Source organism: Acetatifactor sp., from assembly GCF_982438285.1.
The window spans coordinates 1-19,523 of the sequence record NZ_CEWDFQ010000013.1; the positions used below are offsets into that span (position 1 = coordinate 1).

General features: G+C 48.5%; 17 protein-coding genes and 1 pseudogene. 17 read left to right on the forward strand and 1 reads right to left on the reverse strand.

Going from position 1 to position 19,523, the window contains the following annotated elements; genetic code table 11:
• Together AC1WIP_RS01355 and AC1WIP_RS01360 are read left to right on the forward strand one after the other, a co-directional pair.
• Nucleotides 1-211, forward strand: a 211-nt coding sequence (locus tag AC1WIP_RS01355) for an ACT domain-containing protein (protein ID WP_481140123.1), incomplete at its 5' end; no start/stop codon positions are given.
• 46 nt (nt 212-257) lie between these two features.
• A pseudogene (locus tag AC1WIP_RS01360) lies at nt 258-1,622 on the forward strand (DUF711 family protein).
• A gap of 28 nt (nt 1,623-1,650) precedes the next feature.
• Here AC1WIP_RS01360 and AC1WIP_RS01365 read toward each other — a convergent pair.
• Nucleotides 1,651-2,886 (reverse strand): nucleotidyltransferase, encoded by a 1,236-nt coding sequence (locus AC1WIP_RS01365; protein ID WP_481140124.1) that lies wholly within the window; start codon nt 2,884-2,886, stop codon nt 1,651-1,653.
• 294 nt (nt 2,887-3,180) lie between these two features.
• Between AC1WIP_RS01365 and pta the strand changes: the two genes are divergently transcribed.
• The 15 genes from pta to AC1WIP_RS01440 all read left to right on the forward strand — a co-directional run.
• A complete protein-coding gene (gene pta / locus AC1WIP_RS01370; RefSeq protein ID WP_318704109.1) occupies nt 3,181-4,182 on the forward strand; it encodes a phosphate acetyltransferase in 1,002 nt (333 codons plus the stop codon).
• A 79-nt stretch (nt 4,183-4,261) separates the two neighbouring features.
• The gene (locus tag AC1WIP_RS01375; protein WP_481140125.1) at nt 4,262-5,458 is read left to right on the forward strand and encodes an acetate kinase; all 1,197 of its coding nucleotides are present in this window, start codon (nt 4,262-4,264) and stop codon (nt 5,456-5,458) included.
• 132 nt (nt 5,459-5,590) lie between these two features.
• Nucleotides 5,591-6,823: a 6-phosphofructokinase gene (locus AC1WIP_RS01380; protein ID WP_481140126.1), complete on the forward strand. Its 1,233-nt coding sequence runs from the start codon at nt 5,591-5,593 to the stop codon at nt 6,821-6,823.
• Between the two features lie 290 nt (nt 6,824-7,113).
• The gene (locus AC1WIP_RS01385) at nt 7,114-8,481 is read left to right on the forward strand and encodes a sugar ABC transporter substrate-binding protein (protein ID WP_481140127.1); all 1,368 of its coding nucleotides are present in this window, start codon (nt 7,114-7,116) and stop codon (nt 8,479-8,481) included.
• Entirely contained in the window at nt 8,465-9,433 is a 969-nt protein-coding gene (locus tag AC1WIP_RS01390; RefSeq protein WP_481140128.1) for a carbohydrate ABC transporter permease, read from the forward strand. The genes AC1WIP_RS01385 and AC1WIP_RS01390 overlap by 17 nt, the downstream gene beginning before the upstream one ends.
• Complete coding sequence (locus AC1WIP_RS01395; protein WP_481140129.1) at nt 9,426-10,280, forward strand: carbohydrate ABC transporter permease; 855 nt, start codon at nt 9,426-9,428, stop codon at nt 10,278-10,280. The genes AC1WIP_RS01390 and AC1WIP_RS01395 overlap by 8 nt, the downstream gene beginning before the upstream one ends.
• A 14-nt stretch (nt 10,281-10,294) precedes the next feature.
• Nucleotides 10,295-11,131, forward strand: a complete 837-nt coding sequence (locus tag AC1WIP_RS01400; protein WP_481140130.1) for an MBL fold metallo-hydrolase — start codon at nt 10,295-10,297, stop codon at nt 11,129-11,131.
• Between the two features lie 16 nt (nt 11,132-11,147).
• The gene (locus AC1WIP_RS01405; RefSeq protein WP_481140131.1) at nt 11,148-12,140 is read left to right on the forward strand and encodes a LacI family DNA-binding transcriptional regulator; all 993 of its coding nucleotides are present in this window, start codon (nt 11,148-11,150) and stop codon (nt 12,138-12,140) included.
• A gap of 73 nt (nt 12,141-12,213) precedes the next feature.
• Nucleotides 12,214-13,146, forward strand: a complete 933-nt coding sequence (locus AC1WIP_RS01410) for an adenylylsulfate kinase (protein ID WP_481140132.1) — start codon at nt 12,214-12,216, stop codon at nt 13,144-13,146.
• 23 nt (nt 13,147-13,169) lie between these two features.
• Nucleotides 13,170-14,843, forward strand: coding sequence for an alpha-amylase family protein (locus AC1WIP_RS01415; protein ID WP_481140138.1), 1,674 nt, complete (start codon nt 13,170-13,172; stop codon nt 14,841-14,843).
• 89 nt (nt 14,844-14,932) lie between these two features.
• Nucleotides 14,933-16,045 (forward strand): VCBS repeat-containing protein, encoded by a 1,113-nt coding sequence (locus tag AC1WIP_RS01420; RefSeq protein WP_481140133.1) that lies wholly within the window; start codon nt 14,933-14,935, stop codon nt 16,043-16,045.
• Nucleotides 16,042-16,698 (forward strand): response regulator transcription factor, encoded by a 657-nt coding sequence (locus tag AC1WIP_RS01425; RefSeq protein ID WP_481140134.1) that lies wholly within the window; start codon nt 16,042-16,044, stop codon nt 16,696-16,698. Before AC1WIP_RS01420 ends, AC1WIP_RS01425 begins: the two co-directional genes overlap by 4 nt.
• Before the next feature lie 33 nt (nt 16,699-16,731).
• Nucleotides 16,732-18,150: a sensor histidine kinase gene (locus AC1WIP_RS01430; protein ID WP_481140135.1), complete on the forward strand. Its 1,419-nt coding sequence runs from the start codon at nt 16,732-16,734 to the stop codon at nt 18,148-18,150.
• Nucleotides 18,140-18,970 (forward strand): hypothetical protein, encoded by an 831-nt coding sequence (locus AC1WIP_RS01435; protein ID WP_481140136.1) that lies wholly within the window; start codon nt 18,140-18,142, stop codon nt 18,968-18,970. Before AC1WIP_RS01430 ends, AC1WIP_RS01435 begins: the two co-directional genes overlap by 11 nt.
• A gap of 121 nt (nt 18,971-19,091) precedes the next feature.
• On the forward strand, nt 19,092-19,523 hold a 432-nt coding region (locus AC1WIP_RS01440), incomplete at its 3' end, for an N-acetylmuramoyl-L-alanine amidase (RefSeq protein WP_481140137.1).

Below are 19,523 nucleotides of genomic sequence, written 5' to 3' on the forward strand. Positions count from 1 at the left end.
CACTTATCTTGCGGAAAACGGAATCAATATTCTGGATATTTCCCAGACCATTGTACAGGGATATTTTAATATGATGATGATCGTGGATACCAGCCAGGGGAAAAAGGCCTTTGGGGAAATGGCCGACGAGCTTTCGACCCTGGGAGAGGAAATCGGCGTGGTGATCAAGTGCCAGAAGGAAGAAATCTTCGATAAAATGCACCGCATTTGAGGCCAAAGGCTGGAATGTGCAGAAACAGTGAGGAAACGAGGAAGAAATGATTAATTTATATGAAGTGACGGAAACCAACAAAATGATAGAAGAGGAAAATCTCGACGTGCGCACCATCACGCTGGGAATCAGTCTTTTGGACTGTGTGGATTCCGATCTGGAAGCCCTGAAAGAAAAAATATATCGTAAGATTTATGAGGCGGCAAAGGATTTGGTGGCCGTGGGAGAGGAAATTGCAAGAGAATTTGGCATACCCATTGTGAACAAGAGAATTTCCGTAACGCCCATCGCCCTTGTAGGGGGAGCGGCCTGCAAAACGGCCGAGGATTTTACACAGATTGCACAGACCCTTGACAGGGCTGCCAAAGAGGTGGGCGTAAATTTTATCGGGGGGTATTCTGCGCTTGTGAGCAAGGGTATGACTCCGGCGGATGAACTGTTGATCCGCTCCATTCCCCTGGCCCTCTCCTCTACGGAGCGGGTATGCAGCTCCGTGAATTTGGGTTCCACTAAAACCGGAATCAATATGGATGCCGTAAGGCTCATGGGAGAAATTGTCAAAGAGACTGCCAGATGCACTAGGGAGGAGGACTCTCTTGGCTGCGCAAAGCTTGTAGTGTTCTGCAATGCGCCGGATGACAATCCCTTTATGGCAGGAGCCTTTCATGGCGTGACGGAGTGCGACAAGGTGATAAACGTAGGCGTAAGCGGCCCTGGAGTGGTAAAGACTGCTCTGGAGCAGGTGCGGGGAGAAAGCTTTGAGATTTTGTGTGAGACCATCAAGAAAACAGCCTTTAAGGTGACCCGGGTGGGGCAGCTTGTGGCAAAAGAGGCATCCAAGCGCTTACAAGTTCCCTTTGGCATTGTGGATTTGTCCCTGGCCCCCACTCCCGCCATCGGCGACAGTGTGGCGGATATTCTCTGTGAGATGGGGCTGGAATATGCAGGCGCGCCAGGCACCACTGCGGCCCTTGCGCTTTTGAACGATCAGGTAAAAAAAGGTGGCGTTATGGCTTCCTCCTATGTGGGGGGACTCAGCGGCGCATTTATTCCTGTTAGTGAGGATCAGGGAATGATCGATGCGGTAAAGGCAGGGGCGCTGACCTTGGAAAAGCTGGAGGCAATGACCTGTGTGTGCTCGGTGGGGCTTGATATGATAGCCATCCCCGGAGACACAAAGGCGTCCACCATTTCCGGCATTATCGCAGATGAAATGGCTATCGGCATGGTGAATCAAAAAACCACGGCTGTCCGCATCATTCCCGTGATTGGGAAGGGTGTGGGGGAAACCGTGGAGTTTGGAGGGCTTTTAGGATAGGCGCCTATCATGCCTGTGAATTCTTTTTCCTGTGATGCTTTTATCAGCAGAGGGGGCAGGATTCCCGCCCCGATTCATAGCTTTAAAAATTAATCTCTGAAATTGCTTTAAAGCTTTCCGATCAGAGAATCACAATGGGAGTGGAATACTCGTTTTCCATACTCCGTTTGGATTTCAGCGCCAGGGTGCTCTGATAAATATTGTTGATGTTTGTTTCCTTTTTGAGCATTTCATAGGCCTCTGTCCCCAGCAGTCTGCCGGCATCAGCCAGCTTAGTCACAAGGGGGATGGAGGCTTTTTCCTTGATGGCGGACAATAGGGGAGCTGCATCCCTTCTGAAGCCTAAAACTCTGGCATAGGGAATGTAGTCCATGGCCCTGTAGCGATTTAACGTATCAGTATCCATATCCAGCAAAATATGGAGCAGACACCTGCTGATGCGGGAATAGGTGAGCTCCTTGCTTTTTAACAGATCGCAGAAGCCCCGGAAGCTGTCAAAGCGGAACAAATTTTTGCGGATACGGTCCGACAGATCGGAGGACACGTCCAGAAAGCGGTCATAGCCGTTTTCCCGCTCGGAAAGCAGCTTATAGTGCAGGGCAAAGGAAAAGTCGTTGATATGTACCGGCTTTTTGGTGAGCAGATATTCTTTTATGATCAAATAGGCGCTTTCCGGCATCTGGCTTTCCAGAAAATCGAAATCCTGGCGGGAAAATACGGCCTGACGGATGGCGAGGGCCGAGCTTTGATTTTCACCCAGCCGTCTGTCATGATAATCGGACCCTGCCCGCAGGGTGGTAAAGGGCACAATGGCGCTGTTTCGCCGGGACAGGGCCTTTAAGTATTCAATGCCCAGAATATTGTTGGGAGAGGAGAGCACGTCCTTTTGGGAGCTTAAGGAGGGAGCATACTGAATCAGCGCATTGGTTCTTGCATTTGGGTAGGAAAGGCCCTGTCTGAGGTTTCGCTTCAGACAGCGGACGTATTCCTCCGGTTCCTTTAGAAGAATGTCTGCAATCTGCTTCAAAATAGAAATATCTCCGCATTCACTTCCAAAGCAGAGGTGATCTACCACACCCAGCTTGTCCAGAAGGCAAATCGAACCCGTGGCAAAATATTCCGCGCTGGATGCGGCGTAGTAGGCAGGAATCTCTAGTACCAGACTGGCTCCGTTTTTCAAGGCCATCTCTGCGCGTCTGTACTTGTCCAGGAGAGCGGGGATGCCGCGCTGCATAAAGTTTCCGCTCATTGCGATAACGGTGTAATCTGCCCCAAGCTGCCTGCGGGATTCCTCCAGCTGGTATTTGTGCCCGTTATGGAAAGGGTTGTATTCTGCAATAATACCGTTGACCTTCATAGAGATTCCTCCTTTCAAAAAGTGACCGCATAAAAAACGTAAAACCGATAAAAAATATCAAATGAGAATGTGAAAAAAATAACACACAGTGAAAGCGTTTACATTACCCAAATTATCATAAAAAACAATGAAAAAAGCAAAGCGTTTTGTATCTGAAAATATACAATTTACCGCACATTATGCCTTGTATCTTGTCCTACTATTTAGTATAATATAAATATCTCAGTTTGTTAAGGAAAAAATAACCATAACAGAAAGGAAAGCGGACGAATAGTCGGAAAGGAGCAAGGGTATATGTCATATATTGACAAAATTAAAGAAAGAGCAAGGCTCGACAAGAAAACAATTGTGCTGCCGGAATCCAATGATAAGAGGACTCTGCTGGCTGCGGCTAAAATTGTGGAAGAGGGAATTGCCGATATCATCATGATCGGTAATGAGGAAAAGATTATGGATGGCGCCGGCTGGCTGGAAGTAGATCTCTCAGGCATTACGGTAGTCAATCCTGCGCTTACGCCTAAGCTGGATGAGTATGTAAATCTCTTGTACGAAACCAGAAAGGCAAAGGGAATGACCCCGGAGAAGGCCAGGGAAATTCTGCTGAATGATTACCTCACCTTCGGCATTGTGATGGTAAAGGCAAACGATGCGGACGGCATGGTGGCAGGGGCATGTCACTCCACGGCAGACACACTGAGACCCGCTCTTCAGATTCTCAAGACGGCTCCCGGCGTAAAGCTTGTCTCTGCATTTTTCGTTATGGATACCCAGTTTAAGGATCAGGGCGAGGATGGAACCTTTATCTTTGCGGACTGTGGTCTGAATCAGGACCCTACTGCAGAAGAGCTTGCGGCCATTGCGGAATCCTCTTCCAGAAGCTTTAAGTCTCTGGTAGGACCAAAGCCTGTGATCGCAATGCTGAGCCATTCTACAAAGGGAAGTGCAAAGCATGCCCTGGTGGACAAGGTAGTGGAGGCTACCCAGATTGCCCATGAGCAGTATCCTCATCTGACCCTGGATGGAGAGCTGCAGCTGGACGCTGCACTGGTACCCGGCGTTGCAAAATCCAAGGCACCTGGAAGTCCTGTGGGAGGAAGGGCCAACGTATTGATTTTCCCCAACCTGGATGCAGGAAACATCGGCTACAAGCTGGTGCAGAGGCTGGGAGGTGCGGAAGCATACGGCCCCATGCTCCAGGGAATCGCAAAGCCCGTAAACGATCTCTCCAGAGGATGCTCCTGGCAGGATATCGTGGGCGTTGTGGCGCTGACTTCCGTTCAGGCACAGCTGGTGTAAGGCTGCAGAGATGGTATCCGGTCTGTAAAATATAGAAAGCTTTGTGAGCGCAAAGAAGGAAAGGAAGTAAAGGAAAGACATGAATATTTTAGTTATCAACTGCGGCAGCTCCTCTTTGAAATTTCAGATGATTAATTCCGAGACGGAGCAGTGTATTGCCAAGGGTCTTTGCGAAAGAATCGGCATTGAAGGCAGCATGATTACATATGCTCCTGCAGGCGGGGAGAAGGAAAAAACTGTGACTCCCATGCCGGATCATACAGAGGCTATCCGCCTGGTGCTGGAGGCTTTGACCAATGAAAAAACCGGGGTGGTAAAGAGCCTGAACGAGATTGGAGCGGTGGGCCACCGCATTGTGCACGGAGGAGAAAAATTTGCTGAATCCACCATTATTACGGATGAGGTGCTGGCGGCCATCGAAGAGTGCAATGATCTGGCGCCGCTTCATAATCCTGCAAATCTGATCGGCATTAACGCCTGCAAAAAGCTGATGCCCGGTACGCCGATGGTGGGCGTGTTTGATACGGCCTTTCATCAGACTATGCCGGAAGAGGCTTATATGTATGGACTTCCCTATGAATATTATAAGAACTATAAAATCAGAAGATACGGCTTCCATGGAACCAGTCATTCCTATGTCTCCAAGAGAGCGGCTGAGCTTCTGGGCAGAAAATATGAAGATTTAAAGATTATTGTATGCCATCTGGGCAACGGAGCCAGCGTATCCGCAGTGAAAAACGGAAAGTGTGTGGATACCTCCATGGGACTGACTCCTCTGGAGGGACTGATCATGGGAACCCGCTGCGGTGATATCGATCCAGCTATCATCGAATTCCTTGCGCATAAAGAGGGTAAGAACATCGATGAGATCATGTCTGTGCTCAACAAAAAATCGGGTGTGCTGGGACTTTCCGATAATCTTTCCTCGGACTTCAGAGATTTGGAGGCTGGGTACGAAAAAAATGATCCCAACGCAATCCGGACATTAAAAACCTACTGCTATCGAGTGGCAAAATATATTGGCGCTTATGCAGCGGCAATGAACGGCGTGGATGCGATCTGCTTTACGGCAGGCATTGGAGAAAACGGTCCTCTGGTGCGCACCCTGGTTTGCGGCTATCTTGGCTATCTGGGGGTAACCCTTGACGAAGAGGCAAATCAAAAGAAGGGTGAAGAGGTGGTTATTTCCACCTCCGACAGCACAACAACAGTGCTGGCTGTTCCCACAAATGAAGAGCTTGCCATCGCAAGAGAGACCGTCCGTCTTGTAAAATAAGGAAGAACACGAAAGAACCCATGGACCAAAGCAAACGGTCTATGGGTTCTTTGAATGAAAAGGTTCTGTTAAAAGTATCACAATATAAGAAAGCAATCAGGAATAGAATAAAAAATAATGATGGAGGCGCATATGGCAAAAAACGTAATTGTGGGACAGTCCGGCGGACCCACCGCTGTAATCAATTCCAGTCTGGCGGGGGTGTATAAAACGGCCATGGATCTGGGGGCAGAGAAGGTATATGGAATGCGGCACGGCATTCAGGGCTTTCTGGAAAAGAACATTGTGGATTTGGGAGAGAAGATACGCACAGACCTTGATTTGGAGCTTTTGAAAAGAACGCCCTCTGCGTTTTTGGGCTCCTGCCGTTATAAGCTTCCGGATATCAAGGACAACAGAGAGCTTTTTGATAAAATTTTTGAAATTTTGGATGAATATGAGATATCGGCGTTTTTCTACATCGGTGGAAACGACTCTATGGATACCATAAAAAAGCTGTCTGACTACGCTATATTGATCAGCAGCCCCATTTGCTTTATCGGTGTGCCAAAGACCATAGATAACGACCTTGCGGCTACGGATCATACGCCCGGTTTCGGAAGCGCAGCCAAATACATTGCTTCCGTGACAAAGGAGCTGATCCGGGACGGATTAGTGTACGACATTCAGAATGTGACCGTAATTGAGATCATGGGAAGAAATGCGGGATGGCTTACCGGAGCCGCGGCTCTTGCGGCCAGCGAGGACTGCGAGGGCGTGGATATGATTTATCTGCCGGAGCTGCCCTTTGATGTAGATTTGTTTGTAGAGCGGGTAGGGAAGCTTCTGCAGAAGAAAAAGTCTGTGGTGATTGCAGTGTCGGAGGGTGTTAAGACTGCGGATGGAAAATATGTGTTTGAGCTTACAGACCATACGGAGTATGTGGACTCCTTTGGACATAAGCAGCTGAGCGGCACGGCAAGATATCTGGCCTCTCTTGTGAGTGAAAAATTTGGGTGCAAGTCCAGGGCCATAGAGCTTTCCACGCTGCAAAGATGTGCGGGCCATCTGACCTCCCGGGTGGATATCACGGAGGCCTACCAGGTGGGCGGCTCTGCGGTGAAAGCAGCCTTTGAGGGAGAAACCGGAAAGATGGTAATTTTAAAGCGTGTGTCCAATGACCCTTATATCTGTACCACAGATCTGTATGATGTACATAAGGTTGCCAATATTGAGAAAAAGGTGCCCCTGGAGTGGATTACGGAGGATGGCACCAATGTAAGCCAGCAGCTTGTAAATTACATACGGCCCCTGATCCAGGCGGAGCTTACGCCGGTGATGATCACGGGACAGCCTCGTCATATTGTCATTGATATGGAGAGATAAATACAATAGGATTTTTATAAAGGAACGAAAAGAGTCAGATACCCTTGCATTCTGGCTCTTTTTTCTTTTAAATAAACCAATAAAAATATGATAAACGGTTGACATATTAAAAAGATAGTAGTATTATAAAAAACAGACAAATGAATAAAAAATGCTGTGAATTAATTAGCAAAAATCACCTATTATTTATTGATTTGTCTGTTACTTCTATACAAATACAAAATAAAAATACCGGTTACATATTTTGTATTTGTATGTCATTCGCTTAATATAATATTGGAGGAAAAGGAATGAAAAGGTCAAAGATGAAAAAAGTGATGTCTCTTGTTTTGGCGGGTGCAATGACGCTGTGCCTCACGGCGTGTGGAAGTAAAGGGGAAGAAAATACAAGTCCGGCTGCCTCTGCGGAAAACAGTACGGTACAATCTCAGGAGGAGAGTGCCGGGGCTCCTGGGGAAGTCTCCTATGAAGGGAAAGAGATTACGGTATGGATCAGCTCCGGCGCAGAGGATGATATATACAGGGAGATGTTTGACTCCATTGAAGCGGAGCTGGGCGTTACCATTGTGGATGAGTATTATGCACAGGATGAGGTTGACAGCAAGATGAAGACCTCCCAGATCGCGGGGGATATGCCGGATGCGGTTATCATTGATTATCTCTTTATCCCTAATTATTACGAGGCTGGCCTGATCGCAGAGCTGGATGACTATATCAGCACAGAGATTACGGATGATTTCCTGCCCAGCGTTTTGTCGGAATGCACCTATAATGATTCCATTATATCAGTGGCGCAGTTTGAATCGGGCTTGGCATTCTGGGCAAATAAGGAAATGCTTGAAAATGCAGGCGTGAGAATCCCGGAGAGCTATACGGATGCCTGGGATAAGGAAGAATTCGAGGATGCCTTGGCCAAATTAAAGGAATCCGGCGTTGAATACCCTCTGTATGTAAGGCAGAATAAGCCCTCCACGGAATACTATACCTGGATGCCCTTTGTGGCAAGCTTTGGGGGCGATTACATGAACAGGGAGACAGGACTTTGCACAGGCACATTGGACAGTGAAGAGACGATCCAGGCCTTTGAATATCTTTCCTGGCTGTTTGAAATGGGATACTGTGACCCTAACTGCGATTACGATGATTCCTTCCCCAAGGGAGAAAATGCCCTGGCTTTGTATGGACATTCCAAATATCAGGATTACAGTGCAGGAGTAGGAGAGGATAACCTGATTCTGGTTCCCCTTCCGGATATGGGGAACGGTGTTTACACCTGCTCAGGCTCCACAGTCATGGTGATGACAACAGGGGCGCAGGAAAAAGGTGTTGATGATGCCGCATGGGCTGTTTTGGAAAAGGCGGTGAGCCCGGAATATATCACCATGGTGGTTGAAGTAAACGGCGCTATCCCTGCCCGTCTGTCTGCAATGGATGCCATTGAGGAATATCAGGAAGGCGGAAAGCTTTATCTGTATAGAGAACAGCTGGAAGCGGGGATCTCCTTTATGAGACCTTACACCTGCGCGCATATGACTATTTATGACGCGGTGACCACGGTGATATCGGACATTTATGCGGGAGCTGACGCAGAGGAGGAACTGCACAGCGCAGCGGAATATGTGGATGAGATCATAATGGAGAATGGCTGGAATAACTGACGGTATCTCAAAAACAGGAAAGGATGGCTATATGAGCAAGTCGGTAGGGAAAAGAAAGAAAAATTTCACCCTGCAGAAGGGGCAGACAAGAGCCGCAGTGTATTTTTGCCTTCCGGCTATGATACTGGCGTCTGTTTTTATCATTCTGCCCTTTGGAATGTCGGTATACTATTCTTTTACTGACAGACTGCTGATCCCAAAAGCGGGGACGGAAACAGGGTTTACGGGACTTAGCAATTATATTAAGGTATTTACCAACGCAACCACCTTTACCTCTATCAAAAATACGTTTGTCTACGCACTGATTGTAGTGCCGTCGACTCTGGTGATCGGCACGGTTCTGGCCGTGCTGGTAAACCAGAAGCTGAAAGGGGTAAAGCTGTTTCGGCTGATTTATTTCAGCCCGCAGGTGGTGACGATGACAGTTGTTGCGGTGGTGTGGTCGTTCATTTTTTCGCCCAGAGCGGACGGACTTTTAAATTCTGTGATAGGGCTTTTGGGCATCGAACCCCAGAGGTGGCTTCAGGATGCAGACCGGGCGCTGGCCTGCATTGCCGTTATGTACATCTGGCAGACCCTGGGAATGCAGATGCTGATTATTCTAGGAGGGCTCCAGTATATCTCTGAGGATTTGTATGAGGCGGGACAGGTGGACGGATGCAATGCCTGGAATAAATTTATCCATATCACGGTGCCAGGGCTGAAAAACACACTGGTTTATGTGATGATTTCGGTGCTGATCAGCTCTCTGAAGGTGTTTACGCAGGTATATGTGCTGACTAACGGCGGCCCCTCAGACGCCACTACAACGGTTGTATTCCAGCTGTATAAGGCGGGATTTATCAACGGCCAGATCGGATATTCTTCTGCAATTTCCGTTGTGTTCTTCCTGCTGGTGCTGGCAATATCCCTGATTCAGAATAAACTGACGAAGGAGGACGAATATGAATAACGCCATGTCAAAGCGCAAGCGGATTCTGATGAAGACAGGCTTTTATCTTCTTTATGTTTTTGTGGCATTTGTCTTTATTGCGCCGATTCTGTTTTTGTTTATGTCCTCCTTAAAGCCCTATGCCCAGATTGAGTCGGATATGTCAAACATTTATGCGTTTCTGCCCCATGGGCAGATGAGCCTTGAAAATTATGAGAATGTAATCTATAAGGTTAATTTTTTCAGATATTTTAAAAATTCGGCGGTAGTCACCCTGATGGTGGTGGTCTGCTCTGTGATCGTCAACGGGTTTGTGGGATATGCGCTGGGAATGCTGCGTTTCCGGGGAAGAAGAGCAGTAATATCCGTGATCGTAGCGCTCAGCATTATTCCCACGGAATCTATTGTCATTAATCAGTTTATGGTCACCAATGCACTGGGAATCTTAAATACTTATTGGGGGTTGGCACTGCCTAAAATTGCTTATCCCATGTATATGTATCTGTATTACAACCACTTTAAGGGACTTCCCATGGAGCTGCAGGAGGCGGCCATTTTGGACGGCGCAAGCTATCCCAAGATTTTTTATAAGATCATGCTTCCTTTGTCCAAACCGATTCTTGCAACTGTGGCTATTTTGTCCTTTATCCGCGCCTGGGGAGATCTGCTGTGGCCTACTCTGGTTACCAGGGACAGCACATACAGAACCCTTCCCCTCGCGCTGACCACCCTGCAGTCCGACTTATATACGGACTGGGGACAGGTGTTTGCTTTTTCCACTCTGATGGTGGTTCCAGTGCTTGCTGTTTTTCTGATCTGCCAGAAGCATTTTATTTCATCCATGACATCAGGCGCAGTGAAAGGTTAAAGGGGTTGGTATATATGAAGATCACATATTTGGGAACAGGGGCCTCAGAAGGGTTTCCTGGACTGTTTTGCCAGTGCGGCGCCTGCGCCAGAGCAAGGAAGCTTGGGGGAAAAAATATCAAGACAAGATGCTGCGCATTGATCAATGACAAAGTACTTTTGGATATTTCCCCGGATATATATTGGCAGAGCCTGAGAGAAAATATTGATTTGTCAAAAATCAGACATTTAATCATGACACATTCTCACGGGGATCATTTGAATACCTTTGCCATTTCCCTTCGGCTGCGGGACATGGCTTCCGTCTGCCTGAAGCCCCAGGAACGCACCTTTTACATTTATGGAAATGAAACGGTGCATCTGGTGATAAAGGAAGAATTGTCCCGGATACCCAATGCAAATGGGGAAAGGATGCACTACCAAGAGATTCATGCCTTTGACAGCATACAGGTTGATTCCTTGAAGATTACTGCGCTGAAGGCAGACCACAAAAAGGATGAGGAATGCCTGATTTATGCCATACAGGATGAAAGGGGGAGCTTTCTGTATGCCAACGATACCGGGGCGGTACCCTTGGAAACTTTGGAATTCCTGAAAAAAAGCCAATTTTGTTTTGATGTGGTCAGCATGGATTCCGCCAGAGGGACGCTGCCGGGGGATGGGCATATGGGCTTTCAGGAGAATCTGGAATTTAGAAGGCAGCTGGAGGATATGGGTGCCGTGCATAAAAACACACGTTACTTTTTGAACCATTTTTCGCACATGTGCGGCTTGACACCGGAGGAATATCAGCAGATAATTAAAAAGGACGGATTTGTATTGGCTTATGATGGAATGAAATTAGAAATATAGAAAAAGAGGGAAATGTATGCCGACAATCAAGGATGTTGCCGCAAAAGCGGGAGTGACTGTCACCACTGTATCCAGAGTGCTTAACAACAGGGGATATATCAGTGAGCTTACCAAATCAAAGGTATATCATGCCATGGAGGAGCTGGATTACAGACCCAATGAGGTGGCCAGGTCTTTGTCAAAGCAGCAGACAAACTGTATCGGAGTGATTCTGCCTTCTGCGGAGCATCCGTTTTTCTGTAAGGCGCTGCACTGGTTTGAGCATTATGCCTCTTTGCAGGGATACAAAGTGATGGTATGTGTCTCTCAGGATCAGCGTCAAAAGGAACTGGAGTATATTGACCTTCTGCGGTCAAACAGGGTGGGAGGCATTATACTGTGTACCAGACGGGGCGATTTTGGGACAGGACTGGAAACAAAATTTCCCATAGTGACCTTTGAGAGGGAAATTGCAAAGGATATCTCATCGGTACAGTGCGATAATTTCCAGGGAGGCAGACTGGCGGCAGAGTGCCTGCTGAATGCGGGGTGCAGGCAGGTGGCAATTTTCACAAGAGCTTCCAGAGAAAGCCTTCCTGCAGACCTGCGCACGGACGGCTTTCTGAAAGAATGCTCGGAACAGGGAGTTCAGGGGCAGGTAGTCTGTGTCAACAAAAAAGAATACAACGAATTTTATGATGAGGATCATATTTTGGAAAGACTCCAGGGTAATCCTGGAATTGACGGTATTTTTGCAACCAGCGATGTGATGGCGGCGCAGATTCTGCGGGTGTGCGCGAAGCTGGGCAAGCGGATTCCCGGGGATATCAGCCTGGTTGGCTTTAATGATGTAAACATTGCAAGACTTACCCACCCTGCCCTCACCACAATCCATCAGCCTGTTGAGGAAATGTGTGAATACGCGGTGGACATGATTATCAAAAAAGCAAACAAGGAAACCATACCCTCGAAGGTGGTTCTGCCCGTAAAGCTGATTGAAAGGGAATCTGTATCCCAATTCTCAAAATAGCAGAAGTGCTTATGAGAATAGAGGGAAGGCTTATGTGATAGGACTATTACAGCAAAAACAGAAGGAGGCCGGCATGAAAGAATTGGAAAACGAAAAGACGTCCCAGCCGGAGGAATATCTGGAAAATCCGGCTTTATGGACGGCGCCGGACGTGCCAAAGGATATTCCTCAGGGGGATATGCCGGGAGACAAAACATCCGTCTGTAAAGCCCAGATTCAGAACGTGAATGAGCTGTTTCCGAAGCTTCTAAAGAGTGTGGGGCCTCTTTTGCAGAGGGCTTCCGGAAAGGCGGTGCTTTCTGTATACGGAGGGTCGGGAACCGGAAAGACGGGAACTGCATCGCTGCTTGCGTGGTATTTTGGACGGATCGGGCTTAAAAGCTATGTGATCTCCGGGGACAATTATCCCAGAAGGCAGCCCTTTTTTAACGATGGGGAGAGACTGCATCTGTTTCAGGAATACGGCATCCGTGCCCTGATACAAGAGGGAGAGTATACACCTCGGCGGTCAGAGCTGCTGCGAGAATGGCAGAAGGAGGGAAAGGATGCCGACTCCGGTCTTTTGGAAGAGCATCCCTGGCTTGCAGCCTATGAAGAGGGAGGCCGGAGGGCGCTGAAGGGATACCTTGGGACGGAACGGGAAATTGATTTTGAAGAAATTTCCCACATTTTAGAAGCGTTTCAGAGGGGAGAGAGGGGCATCTGGCTGAAACGTATGGGAAGAGAGCCGGGGGATTTGTGGTATGATATGGTAGATTTTTCCGATACCCGGATATTGATTCTGGAATGGACCCACGGGAACAATGAAAGACTTAAGGGAGTGGACATTCCCATTTTTATAACAGGCACGCCCCAGGAGACTCTGGCAGGCAGAACGGCCAGAAACAGGGACGAAAATACGGACAGTCCCTTTACCGCCATGGTGCTGGAGCTTGAGCAGGAGCTTTTGGACAGCCAGGTTTCCAGGGCGGAATTCATTCTTTCCAGAGAAGGAGGAAAACAGTGAGAAAATATGTTGACAACGGCCCCATGCTGAACGCCTATCCTGACAGCATGGGCGGAACGCTGTCTGATATTGCAGGTCTGCTGGAAAGGGAGGAGATGAAGGATGTTTTTCAATCCTTTTACATTCTTCCCAGTGTTTATAACAGCGATCTGGACAGAGGCTTTTCTGTGATTGATTATGGAATTAATGAGCTGCTGGCGTCCAGGGAAGATTTATGCAGACTGGAGAGGCTTGGGCTTGACCTGAAACTTGATTTTGTGCTGAACCATGCCTCTGTACTGTCTTTGCAGTTTCAGGATCTTCTGCAGAAGGGGGGAAATTCTGTTTATAAGGATTTTTTCATCGACTGGAATCGGTTTTGGGAAGGCTGTGGGGAGATGACGGAGGACGGCTATATGCAGCCTTATCCGCAGCTGATCGAGAATATGTTTTTCCGCAAGGAGGGACTTCCCATTTTGATGGTCAGAATGCCGGATGGGAAAAAGGTGCCCTACTGGAATACCTTTTATCAGGAGATTCGTTATCCCCGGATAGAGGAACAGGAGCTGATGCGGGCTCTGAATCTGCAGTACCCCGTGGCGGCAGCTCTGGCAGACCTGCTGAATGGGGCCATAGAGAAGGGCGAAAAGCCTTCGGAGACAGCCTTTGGGAGACTGGAGGAGTATAAACAAAGGGCTGTGGACTTTCTGGAGAGCAAAAGAACCTATCTGGGGCAGATGGATTTGAATATAAAATCCCCTCTTGTATGGGAGTATTACGGGGATACCCTGAAAACTCTGGCGGGATATGGAGCGAAGATTGTCCGGCTGGATGCCTTTGCGTATGCCTCCAAGGAGCCCGGGGAGAAAAACTTTTTAAACGATCCGGGAACCTGGACGCTTTTGGAAGGGATCAAAAAGCTTGCTAGTCCTTGGAACCTGACGCTGCTGCCTGAAATCCATGCAGGCTATGAAGAAAAAATATACCAGCTGGTGGCCCAGAAGGGGTATATGGTATATGATTTTTTCCTGCCGGGGCTGATTATAGACGCGCTGGAGGAAAAGAACGGAGAAAGCCTTGCCGGATGGGCCCTGGAATTATATGAAAAAAGGATACGCACGGTAAATATGCTGGGATGCCATGACGGGATTCCCCTTCTGGATTTGAAGGGGCTTATACCCCAGGAGAGAATAGAGAGGCTGATTGAGACGGTGGTGAAGCGGGGTGGTTTTGTGAAAAACCTCCACGGACAGAAAAATGCTTACTATCAGGTAAATGCGGCCTATTACAGCGCTCTGGGAGAGGACGAGAACCGGCTGCTGCTGGCCAGGGCGCTGCAGCTGTTTATGCCGGGAAAGCCTCAGATTTGGTATCTTGATCTTTTTTTGGGCACCAATGACTATGAAGCCATGGAAAAAGCGGGGCCCGGAGGCCATAAGGAGATCAACCGCACCAATCTGACCAAAGAACAGATTCGGGAGAGAATGGGGCACTGGGCAGTGCGGCAGCAGCTTTCCATGCTGCGGTTTCGAAATACTTTTCCGGCCTTTGGCTTTGATGGGAAGCTGGAGCTGCACCAGAAGGGGAGCCGTCTTAGGTTTGTGTGGAGACGGGAAGGGTATCAGGCGTTACTGGATGCCCAGCTGGATACCTGTCAGTTTGCCATGAAGGGACTGGACGGACAGGGAAGAGAGGTCTGGTCCATGGGAAATCTATGATCTTTTACAATGAGCATAAAAGTACTTGACATTTCAGACCCGTTCACCGGATAATTTTGGTGGACGGGTCTTTTTTTGGAGGTGTGAGGGTGAAGAAATTTTGGAAAGGGCTTCGGAAAATAATGTTGTGTGCAGTGTGTCTTTTTCTTTGTGCGGCACATGGAGGTGCAGTGCAGGCACAGTCTGCACCGGAGGTGGAGGAGACGATCGCTCTGTATGAGGAGTATCAGGGACGCTTTGAAAGGATTGCATTCCTCCCGGATATAGAGAAAGAGGGCTTTACGCTGATTGAGGATCATATTTTTTCTGTTGTTTTGGAGTCCTTCGGGGAGAAGGAGCTTAGCTTTGTGCCTGCAATGGAGGAGAAATATCACAGGCTGGCCCTGTTCTTGGCGGATGAGGACGGGAGGATTGTCTATAAGTGCAACAGTCTGGAAACCAACAACCGGGTCAGGGGAGCGATGGAGCAGCCCACAAGGCAGCTGGCGGCGGTTTCCTTTGCGGATGTGAACCGGGACGGAAGGACGGATATCATCCTGATCACAAAATGCGTCAACGATACGGGGGAGTATGCTGGGAAGCCCTATAAAGTGGGGGATGTGCTGTTTCAGGGAGAGGAAACCTTTTACAGAGATTATAGAATCTCGGACAAGATAAACCGTTTCGGCATGAATAAGAGCGCAAATTGTATCATTTCCTTTGTGCGTGACGGCAATTCCACAGAATTTCTCTATACGGCCGTCACCCAAAAGGAGCTGCTTGACCAGGGTTTTAAGATCATAGAAGAGCAGTGCTATACCAGAAATTTTGAAAAGCTGGGCCGTCTGCAAGTGGTGCCTGGGGTGTTTCGCATTTCCGAGTATGATATTTTTATGATTTATCTCATAAACGAACAGGGCTATATCGTGTGGAGCTTTCAGCCTATGGGAGATTATGACAATCTCTATTCCTTAAAGGGCATGACAGGAAGAGATATGGACGGGGACGGCATGAAGGATTTAGTTGTGCTGGCCCGGTACAGCTATGAAGGACCTTCGGGAGAGCTGGTGGTGGAAAGCGACTGCGCCATTTATTATCAGAGAACAGGAGGCTTTGACATAGATACGGGTTTCTCCTCTTATTACCAGTGCACGGAAGAGGATACCCTGGAAGAGCTTGTAAAGAAAATAAGAGAATACTGGGGATGGGGAGTAGAGGAATGATCAAGATTTTAATCGTGGACGATGAAAAGGCAATTTGTGATTTGATAGATATCAATCTGTCGGCTGCGGGGTATCAGTGTAAATCCGTACAGGACGGACTGCAGGCCATTGACCTGATCGAGAGGGAAAGCTTTGACTTGATTCTGCTGGATATCATGCTGCCGGGGGCGGATGGCTACGACATTATGGAATACATAAGCCCCCTTAAGATTCCTGTTATTTTTATCACTGCCAGGCATGAGGTGCGGGATAAGGTAAAGGGGCTGAAGCTGGGGGCGGAGGATTACCTGGTAAAGCCCTTTGATGTGGTAGAGCTGGCGGCCAGAGTTGAGGTGGTCCTGCGCAGGTTTCATAAGACGCAGCGGATTTTGCGGGCGGGGGATGTGACTGTGGATGTGGAGGCCCGCAAGGTGATGAAGGCCGGACAGCCGGTGGTGCTCACAAACAAGGAATACGGACTTTTGGTGCTGTTTATGCGAAATAAAAATGTGGCTCTCTTTAAGGAAACCCTTTACGAGAAGGTCTGGGAGGGGGAATATTTTGCGGACAGCCGGACCCTGGAGCTTCATGTGCAGAGGCTGCGCAGAAAAATGGGCTGGGAAAAGAATCTGGTTGCAGTTTACAAGGTAGGGTACCGGCTGGAGATTCAATGACTGGGTGGATGGCATGGGCAGTAAGGAGGCAGGATGAAGTTTTCGTATAAAATATTGCTGAGTACCATTATTATTCTGGCTGCAGCCTTTGGGATGGGCGGCTACTTTTTTGTGAATTATGTGTTTGACACCTCCATGGAAAGGGAAGTAGGGCAGGCCCTGGATGAAAGCAGTATTCTGCAGTTTGCCTTTGAGACGGCGGCCTTGAACATTCCTTCAAAATATGATGTGCTGCAGGATAAGACCATTGAGCAGATCGGTTCCAATCTGGAGACAGGGGGGCAGGGAACCAGCAGACTGCTTCGCATTTCAGACGAAGAAAAAAGAACTCTGTATGCCAGCGAGGGATTTGTGGAGGAAACGGATTTCTTAAGCCAGATGGAAGAGCAGGCAAAGAATTATCAGGTGATTTCAAGAAACGGACGCTATTATGTGCAGACGGGCACGGTGCTGAACGCCATGGACCGCATTTTGTATCTGGAGACCATGAAGGATGTGACGGGGGTGTTTGAGGAGCGGGCACAGGGCTTTTCGGTGTACAGAAGGCTTACGCTCCTTATGCTGGCATGCGGCTCAGTGGCCATGTTTTTTGTGTCTGCCTGGCTTACAAGGCCTATCCGCCTGTTGACCAAAGCTGCCAGAAAAATGACAGCGGGGGACTATGATTCCCGGGCTGAGGTGATCAGTAATGACGAAATGGGACAGCTGACCCAGGATTTTAATACGATGGCGGCTGCACTGGAGGAAAATATCCACAAGCTGGAGAACGAGGTCCGGGCCAGGGAGGATTTTATCGCAGCATTTTCCCATGAGCTGAAAACACCGCTCACGGCAATTATCGGCTATGCCGATCTGCTTCGTTCCAGAAAGCTGGACGAGGAAAAGCATTTTCTGTCGGCCAACTATATTTATACTGAGGGAAAGCGCCTGGAGGCCATGTCTCTCAGGCTTCTTGATCTGATTGTGGCCAGGCGCTTCGATATTCCCATGCAGAAGCTGGAGGTGTCGGTGCTCTTTCGATATCTGCAGGAAATGTATGCGGAAAACGACAGAGTGCAGTTTTTCTTCTCCTATGAGGAGACCAATCTTATGGGTGAGGTGAATCTGCTAAAAACAGTGTTGTTAAATCTCACAGACAATGCCTGTAAGGCGTCGTCTCCCGGTGGGAGAATAGAGGTGAAGGGAGAGCGGCTGGAGGAGGGCTATCGGTTTTCGGTGCGGGATTATGGAGTGGGGATTCCCAAGGAGGAACAGCAAAAGATTACGGAGGCCTTTTATATGGTGGACAAATCCAGAGCCAGAAGCAGAAACGGAGCGGGCCTCGGGCTTGCGCTCTGCGCGGAAATTTTGAAAATCCACAAAAGCGCCCTTTCCATTGAGAGCAGGCCGGGGGAGGGAAGTCTGATGAGCTTTGTGCTGCCATACGGGGAGGTGAGAGAAAATGCGCAGTAAGGTTGTAAACGCTGTCGCTGCGGGAGCGGCTGCTTTGGTGGTGGCGCTTTCTATTTGGGGGCCGGAGTTTCTTGCCAGATATAAGGATGCTCATACCTTAAACCGGATTACCACCCAGGCGGTGGAGGGAGAGAGCGAGGGCTACCGCTATTCCCTAAGCAGCAATGAAAAGCTGTATATTCTCTCCAAATGCCTGAACAACCGGGTGCTGCCGGAAAGTGAACTCAGCGCCATGACAAGAACCCAGGAGGAGGGGGTGGATTATGAGGAGATTACAGGAACCTATGCTCTGGTGGTAAACAGACAGGGGCCCACGGAGAAGGAGATCACAGACGGAGAAATATTTGACATCTGCAACGAGGAGCTAGAGCAGTTAAAGGAGCTTGGGGTTGTGCCTGCGGAGGTAAAGGAGGTGAGCGCAGGTTCTTACACTGCCGTTTTGTACTCTGCGATCGATGTGCTGGAGCCTCGAAATAATATGTCCGTGTGGAAGGTGAGTCTTTCCACCAGCCAGCAGAATGCCGACAAGGCAAACCGTCTGCTGGACGTCTATTTGGATGCCGATACTGGAAAAATATATGAGTTTTATGTGAGAACCCAGGGAGAGTGGGAGGATTTTGCACCCCAGGACATGGTAAAACAGTGGAGTGAATACCTGGGGCTGTCCGGGCTTGAAAAATACGAGCCTATAAATCCGCTGTCAGAGACCACTCCTTATTTTGAAAAATATCGGTTTCCCGGTATGGAAGAGGGAAATACAGTGGTGACCGTAGGATTTTATGAGGGCATCGATGAATTGTTTTTGAAAATCTCCAGATAAATGATGCTAATTTTATGCAAAAATTATGAAGTTTTGATGAGCCTTGCCTGTAAGCTTTTCTTATAGAAGCGACAAAGCGTGTATGCGCTTGCGGCTGACGGAAAAGAAAGGAAGGCCCATCATGCACAAAAGAGGATATGCGAGGAGAAGGAAAAGAAGAGAGAAGAGAAGAAATCAGATTTTGAGAGGAGTGGCAGCAGCTCTTTTGCTTTTGGGCATGGGCTGTATCACCCTCATGGCATCTGAAAGGGAAACAAGGGCAGGAGAGCCTTTATTTCTCCAGTCACAGCCCGTCTCTTCCGTATCCATGAACGCTGTGTCAGGTGGAGATGTACAGGGCGGACAGGAGAAGAACGAAGCGAAGAAAGAGGACGAAGAAAAAAGAAACGAAGAGATTGTCATTGTCCTGGACGCCGGGCACGGAGGAGAGGATGAGGGGTGCTCCTGCGGCGGTATTCTGGAAAAGGAGATCAACCTGAGAATTACCCTTGCGGTGAGGGATAAGCTTTCAGAGCTTGGAATACTTGGAGATATGACAGACAGCAACCAGTTG

Coding starts and splice junctions, on each gene's coding strand:
- pta (WP_318704109.1), top strand. CDS start 3,181: ATGTCATATATTGACAAAATTAAAGAAAGAGCAAGGCTCGACAAGAAA.
- AC1WIP_RS01435 (WP_481140136.1), top strand. CDS start 18,140: ATGCGCAGTAAGGTTGTAAACGCTGTCGCTGCGGGAGCGGCTGCTTTG.
- AC1WIP_RS01405 (WP_481140131.1), top strand. CDS start 11,148: ATGCCGACAATCAAGGATGTTGCCGCAAAAGCGGGAGTGACTGTCACC.
- AC1WIP_RS01415 (WP_481140138.1), top strand. CDS start 13,170: ATGCTGAACGCCTATCCTGACAGCATGGGCGGAACGCTGTCTGATATT.
- AC1WIP_RS01410 (WP_481140132.1), top strand. CDS start 12,214: ATGAAAGAATTGGAAAACGAAAAGACGTCCCAGCCGGAGGAATATCTG.
- AC1WIP_RS01365 (WP_481140124.1), bottom strand. CDS start 2,886: ATGAAGGTCAACGGTATTATTGCAGAATACAACCCTTTCCATAACGGG.
- AC1WIP_RS01430 (WP_481140135.1), top strand. CDS start 16,732: ATGAAGTTTTCGTATAAAATATTGCTGAGTACCATTATTATTCTGGCT.
- AC1WIP_RS01385 (WP_481140127.1), top strand. CDS start 7,114: ATGAAAAGGTCAAAGATGAAAAAAGTGATGTCTCTTGTTTTGGCGGGT.
- AC1WIP_RS01395 (WP_481140129.1), top strand. CDS start 9,426: ATGAATAACGCCATGTCAAAGCGCAAGCGGATTCTGATGAAGACAGGC.
- AC1WIP_RS01380 (WP_481140126.1), top strand. CDS start 5,591: ATGGCAAAAAACGTAATTGTGGGACAGTCCGGCGGACCCACCGCTGTA.
- AC1WIP_RS01390 (WP_481140128.1), top strand. CDS start 8,465: ATGGCTGGAATAACTGACGGTATCTCAAAAACAGGAAAGGATGGCTAT.
- AC1WIP_RS01375 (WP_481140125.1), top strand. CDS start 4,262: ATGAATATTTTAGTTATCAACTGCGGCAGCTCCTCTTTGAAATTTCAG.
- AC1WIP_RS01425 (WP_481140134.1), top strand. CDS start 16,042: ATGATCAAGATTTTAATCGTGGACGATGAAAAGGCAATTTGTGATTTG.
- AC1WIP_RS01400 (WP_481140130.1), top strand. CDS start 10,295: ATGAAGATCACATATTTGGGAACAGGGGCCTCAGAAGGGTTTCCTGGA.